At 69.2% G+C, this 6211-nt stretch carries 4 protein-coding genes; 3 read left to right on the top strand and 1 reads right to left on the bottom strand.

The features are described 5' to 3' along the window. The 3 genes from M6444_RS22930 to M6444_RS08270 all read left to right on the top strand — a co-directional run bounded on the left by M6444_RS22930 (position 1) and on the right by M6444_RS08270 (position 4478). Positions 1-147 (top strand): helix-turn-helix transcriptional regulator, encoded by a 147-nt coding sequence (locus M6444_RS22930; RefSeq protein ID WP_363326285.1) that lies wholly within the window; start codon positions 1-3, stop codon positions 145-147. A gap of 158 nt (positions 148-305) precedes the next feature. Then, entirely contained in the window at positions 306-455 is a 150-nt protein-coding gene (locus tag M6444_RS08275) for a hypothetical protein (RefSeq protein ID WP_298325427.1), read from the top strand. Positions 456-671: 216 nt separating this feature from the next. Beyond that, complete coding sequence (locus M6444_RS08270; RefSeq protein ID WP_298325424.1) at positions 672-4478, top strand: S8 family serine peptidase; 3807 nt, start codon at positions 672-674, stop codon at positions 4476-4478. A 76-nt stretch (positions 4479-4554) separates the two neighbouring features. Here M6444_RS08270 and M6444_RS08265 read toward each other — a convergent pair whose 3' ends face one another. After that, positions 4555-6030: a DUF3352 domain-containing protein gene (locus M6444_RS08265; protein WP_298325422.1), complete on the bottom strand. Its 1476-nt coding sequence runs from the start codon at positions 6028-6030 to the stop codon at positions 4555-4557. Positions 6031-6211 lie beyond the last annotated feature (181 nt).

Below are 6211 nucleotides of genomic sequence, written 5' to 3'. Positions count from 1 at the left end.
TTGACGAACCGGCAAACCGCTGAGGCGCTGTTCCTGTCCACGCGCACGGTCGACCGGCACTTGAGCGCGGCGATGCGAAAGCTCGGCGTGACGTCGCGGACAGCGCTGGCGGTGGCGCTCACCGATGCGCAGGGATTTGCGGAGTGAACGTGATCATTCGACCTGCTGGCGTGGTGGACGAGCCCGGGAGTGGCGGATCGGCTGAAACCAACGCGCCACACCGTGGGCGGCGGTGCTGATGCTGAGAACTATGGGTGATCTGCCCACTCGCGATGCGTGTCGTGCCCGGTGCAGGGTGGGCGGTCATGGACAAGGAAGAACTGTCGGAGGAGCCGTCTCGTGCTGCGGAGGAGACGCCGGTCGCCGGCGAGGCTGACGATCCTGCCGCGGCGCCGGAGACCGATCCGGCGCCGGAGCAGGGGGATGAGGCCGGTGCGCGTTGGGAGCCGCTTTGACGGTTCGACGCCACGGTGGCGCGGGCGTTCGGTTGATGCACCACGAGGGTTTGTGTCGCACCACCAGGGGTGGATGGGTGGTGCGGCAGGGAATTGCGTAGTGAACATGATCATTCGGCGAAAAATGGGTGAATCGCACACTCGCTAGGTCTGTGTCGCGGGGGCCAGGGTGGTCGGCGCAAGCACGTGACTGCTTCGCTGCCGTCGGAGGACATCATGCGCGCCCTGCCCCATCATCGCCAGGTTTCCCGTCATTTCGGCCCGCGCGCGGTCGCGGCCATCGTCGCCGCAGTTGCCGTGCTGCTGGCGCTGGCGGTGAGCCCGCCGTCGTCGGCTGCGGGTGGTGCCCGTCCCGGCGCGCGTCTTCCGGCCGCCGAGCCGGAGCGGCCGCCGTCCGATACGTCGGCGCCGGCCCCCGGAACTTACCGGGTGACGTTGTTGACCGGTGATGTCGTGGTGTTGCATGTGGCGGCCGATGGGCGGCAGGCGGCATCGCTCGAGGACGCCCCGGCGGACGGTTCGGGGCGTGATCCGCAGATCTTCGAGCGCGATGGTCATGTGCACGTGGTGCCGGCTGAGGTGTCGGAGTATCTGGCTGCTGGCGTGGTGGACGAGCGGTTGTTCGACGTGACCGCGCTGGTGCGGCAAGGGCTCCACGATGCGGCGGCGCCGAAACTGCCGTTGGTGGTGTCGGTGCCGGAGGGGGTTACGACGTTCTCGGCGCCGTCCGGGGCTGAAGTCGGGCGTCGGCTGGGCAGTATCGGTGCGGTGTCGATGACGGCGGCGAAGGATGCCGTGCGGTCGGTGTGGGAGTCGTTGCGTGGCGCGTCGCCGCTGGCCGACGACGCCACCCCGCGCGCAACGCTGGCCGGTGCCAACTCGGTGTGGCTGGACGGCGTGGTGCACGCGGCGTTGGACGAGAGCGTGGCGCAGGTTGGTGCGCCGGCGGCGTGGGCGGAGGGCCTCGATGGCTCCGGCGTGTCGGTGGCGGTGCTGGACTCCGGCTACGACCCGTCGCACCCGGATCTGCAGGACCGGGTGGTGGCCAGTGCGAACTTCAGCGCGGAGAAGTCGGCGGTCGACGGTAACGGGCACGGGACTCATGTCGCGGCGACGGTGGCGGGTTCTGGTGCGGCCTCCGACGGGACGTATCGCGGGGTGGCGCCGGGCTCCAAGCTGTTGATCGGCAAGGTGCTCGACGACTCCGGCTCCGGGTTCGAGTCGGAGATCATCGCCGGAATGCAGTGGGCGGTGGATCAGGGCGCCGACGTGGTCAACCTGAGCTTGGGGACGGACTTCGCCAGCGACGGATCCGACCCGTTGAGCCTGGCGGTGAACCAGTTGACCGAGTCGTCGGACGCGTTGTTCGTGGTGGCCGCGGGCAACACCGGACCGGCGCCGTCGACGGTGACATCGCCGGGAGCTGCCGATGCGGCGTTGACGGTGGGCGCAGTGGACAAGGCGGATCAAGCGGCGTGGTTCTCCTCGCGCGGTCCGCGTTTCGGGGACGGTGCGATCAAGCCGGAGATCGTGGCGCCGGGTGTGGGGATCGTGGCGGCGCGGGCGGCGGGGACGTCGCTGGGGAATCTGCTCGATGAGCATTACACGGCGTTGAACGGTACGTCGATGGCCACGCCGCACGTGGCTGGGGCTGCGGCGATCCTGGCTCAGCAGCACCCGGACTGGGGCGCTGAGGAACTGAAGGGGCGGCTGGTGTCAGCAGCCACCCCGCTGGACAACGAGCCGGTCACCTTCCAGGGCGCCGGCCGGCTGGACGTCGCGGCCGCCGTCGGCGACACCGTCGGCGTCGACCACGGAGTCCTGTACCTCGGGAGCGTCGACCACGACGCCGAAGCCGTCACCGCCGAGCTGACGTACCACAACCCGACCGACCAGCGAGTGACGTTGCGGCTGTCCGCGGACGTCGATCACACCGGGCCCGGCGGCGCCCGGCGCCCCGCACTGCGGTTGAGCCGGTCGGCGCTGTCCATCCCGGCCGGCGGCGAGGCCACCACGACGGTCTTGCTCACCCCGAACCGGGCGGAAGCGGGAACCTACGAGGGACACATCACGGCGGTGGACGTCCGCGGTCGGCAGACGCCGGTCCACACCGCCACGTCGTTCTCGATCGTCCCGCCGAGCCACACCGTGACCCTGGAGGCGATCGATCGCCACGGCGGGCCGGCCACCGGACCGGTCGATCTGCTGAACATCGACACTTGGGAGGAACACCGGACCTTCCTGCTCGACGGCTCGGGGACCGTGGACCTGCCGGCCGGCGACTACACCGTCGTCGCCGCCATCGAGACCGCCGGCGACGGCACCCATCCGGCCTCGGTGACCGTCACCGGTGACACGCAGGTCACCGTGGAGGGCGACGTGCATCTCAGTTACGACGCCCGCGGCGGTGAACAGCTCGCCGTCGACACACCACGCCCGGCGCAGCTCGACAATGTTCACGTCATCTGGCGCCGCAGCATCGGCGATGCCGCCATGACGTCGTTGCTGTGGAGCGCGAGAACCGGCGAGAAGATCTACACCATCCCCGGCGACCCGGCCGAGACCGGAGACTTCGACCTCTGGACGACCTGGCAGCTGGCGGAGCCGCTGCTCACCCTCGACCTCTTCGACGACCCGGACATGTTGCCGCAACTGGCGTCGATGGATCACCCGTACGTCGGCAACGGCGAACTGCCGGTCGTCGATGTCGGTACGGGAACACCGGAGGAGTTCGCCGCGGCCGACGTCGAAGGCAAGATCGCCGTGGCCACCCGGCCGGATGGTGATGTCAGCGAGCAGGCCGTGGCGGCAGAAGCCGCCGGCGCGGAGTTTCTCCTGGTGATCAACAACCGGCCCGGACCTTGGGCGACGAGCATCTGGCCAGAAGAGTTCCCGACCTACACGATGCAGCAGCGGGCCGGAAAGATCTTGCGGGACGCCATCGCTGCCGACCCGGATCCGCGGCTGGACGTCGACGCCATCCACGACTCGACCTACGCCTACGAGCTCGTCTTCACCGAGGCCGGCGGCATCCCGTCGGGCACCACGTACGACGTGGCCGACGAACCACTGGCCACGGTGCGGTCGGACTATCGCGACGACTCACCGGACCAGGGCCGCAGGGAGTCCTGGATCCCGTTCGTCGACGGCGTCGTGCTGGGGACCGCGTTGGGCTCGGTCCGCAACGGTCCGGTCGAGCGGACCGAGTACGTCAGCACCGACGGCGTCGAGTGGCAGCGATTCGGCCAGCCGCACGGCGAGTTCCTCAACATGTACTGGACCGAGACGGCCATCGAGACCTACGTGCCCGGCCAGACCTACGACCAGGTGTGGTGGGGGCCGCTCGTGGCGCCCGGGGTACCGGTGACCAACGGGCTGGACGAGCTCGGCTCACCGCTCGCGCGGTTCCGCGACGTGATCCGCGTGCTCATGCCGCACTACCGCTACGGCGCCGGCACGTTGGCCGGAACCATCCAGGAGCAGCTGGGCGACACCTCCGAGCTGACGCTGCGCCGCGACGGTGAGGTGGTGGGCACGTCGACATGGCCCGAGGCGCAGTTCACCGTCGCACCCGAGGCAGCGGAATACGAGCTGAACCTGCGCGTCGACAGCGGTTCGGGGACCTGGCGATCGACGTCGGTGGCCACCGAGACGACATGGCGGTTCACCTCCCAGCGCCCTGACGAGGAGCGGGTCGTGCTGCCCCTGGTGCAGGCCACCTACGAACTGGCCGCCGGTGAGCGGAACCAGATGCCGGTCGGTTCGCCGTATCCGTTGATCGTGCGACCGGAGTATCAGCCGGGCGCCGCGGGGCCGGGCGGGTTCGACGTCACCGTGGAGGTGTCGTTCGACGACGGCGCAAGCTGGACCGCCACGGCGGTCGAGGCCGACGGCGACGACCGGTTCGAGGCCACCGTGCCCGCCACGGCCGAAGCGGGATTCGCCACCGTCCGCGTCACCGTCACCGACGACGACGGCAACGCCATGACCCAACGCATCGACCGCGCCTGGCGAGTCGGCTGAAAACGAACGATGGCAGGTTGGTTCAGGCGCTGTCACGCCCGAAACCAACCTGCCATCGGTGGCTCGTGCCGTGCCGTCAGTCTGCGGTGAGGCGCATCGTCATCTCGGCATAGCCGTCGTGGCTACGCGCGGACACGCCGAGCGCCTGCAGCGTCCGGATCGACTCGAGCGTGTCCTCGCCGATTCCCTGCTCGCCGAGGGTGTCGAGTACGGCGTCCTCGAACGAATCGAAGTTGACGAAGAACACGGCGTCGGCGTCGGCGGCGTCGCGCACCGCAGTCGTGTAGACGTCGGCGTCGGCGAGCGCTCCGCCCTCGCCGAGGGTGGCGGCGTACTCGTCGTTGGAGGCGACGATGTAGCCGTCGTCGGTTTCGTGGACCGGGACACCGTCCAGTGACTCTCCGGCCTGCGCGGCCATGTCCTGGATCTGCGCCCAGATCTCGCTGAATGCGCCGGCATCCGTGGCGACCTTGACCCCGGCGTTCAGCGATGAGAAGTCACCCATGAACACGGCCGGCACGTCGAGGCCGTTGCCGTCCAACGCGACGAGAAGGCTGTCGCCGAGCAGCGTGGCCAGGTCGTCGGGCAACGTGAAACCCGTCTGAGCCTCGAGCGCGTCGATCTGCTCCGTAGCGTCGGGGTATGACTCGAGGATCTCGTCCCAGTTGTCCAGCAGTGCGTCGCCACCACCGGCCATGCCCATCAGGAGGCTGGTGTCGTCGGGCACGTCGGCCTGGACGCCGCCGGTGCCCATGTCCTTGTAGATGTCGCCGGTGGTCACGGCGGCGATCTCGGCGTAGCTGTCGTCGAAGCGGAACGTGGCGGCGAAGCTCTGGTAACTGCCCTCGAGCAACTCGCGAGACTCTTCCATCCCCGGCAGGGACTCGTCACCCGGAAGCGGCTCGGTGTTCTCCAGTGCCTCGCCGAACACGTCGAGCATCCCCGTGCCCGAGACCCAGAAGGAGACGACACCGGGGTCGCCGAGCAGGTCCATGGTCTCAGCGAAGTCCTCGTTGTCGGCCAGCGAAGACTCCTGCGCGGACTCGACGTACGCGTCCGCGTTCTCCTGCGTGTCGGTGATGATCAAGTAGCCGTCGGCGTAGGAGAGTCCGATGCTCGCCTCGTCACCGCCGCAATCCTGCGCCTTCTCGAACGTTTCGCGCGCGGCGTCCTCGTCGTCGGCCTGAAGCGCCAGCGCGAACCCGGGCGCACCGCTGTCGTCGGACGGCGGAAGAGCCGCTGCGCCCACCCGGTGGCCGAGCCACGGCTCGACGTCTTCGGCGAAGTCGAGGTCACAGCCCGTCGCGTCGCTGAACTCGTCGATGAACAGCTCGCGCAGATCGTCGTCCTCGTCGGTGATGCCGGTGGCCTCTTTGAAACCCGGGAACTTCCGGAGGAAACGGAACGCCTCGACCTTCTGCGCTGCCGACGGGTCCATGTCGATACGGACGTAGCCGATGGAGTCGGCGGGCAACACGTCGTGCGGCTGCGGGCCGCCTCCGTCGAGGGCACGCCAGGCGAACACCGCACCCGGAACCAGCAGAACGGCCACCGCGGCCAGGATCCCGACCGTGAGAGCCCGCCGGCGCCGGGGAGGCTGCTCAGCCGTGGCTGGCTCGGCCCCGGACGGTGGCGGGGGAGGAGGGGACGACGGCCCAGGCGGCGAACCCGGATTCGACATCGATATTGACCTTTCATTTCGTGCCTCTGAGGGACCGGGACAGGTTAGCCGA

The organism is Haloactinopolyspora sp. (genome assembly GCF_027324685.1).
Taxonomy (GTDB): Bacteria; Actinomycetota; Actinomycetes; order Jiangellales; family Jiangellaceae; genus Haloactinopolyspora.
The sequence above is the reverse complement of the archived record's forward strand: the minus strand, read 5'-3'. Positions and strand labels throughout refer to the sequence as shown.

Coding starts and splice junctions, on each gene's coding strand:
- M6444_RS08275 (WP_298325427.1), top strand. CDS start 306: ATGGACAAGGAAGAACTGTCGGAGGAGCCGTCTCGTGCTGCGGAGGAG.
- M6444_RS08270 (WP_298325424.1), top strand. CDS start 672: ATGCGCGCCCTGCCCCATCATCGCCAGGTTTCCCGTCATTTCGGCCCG.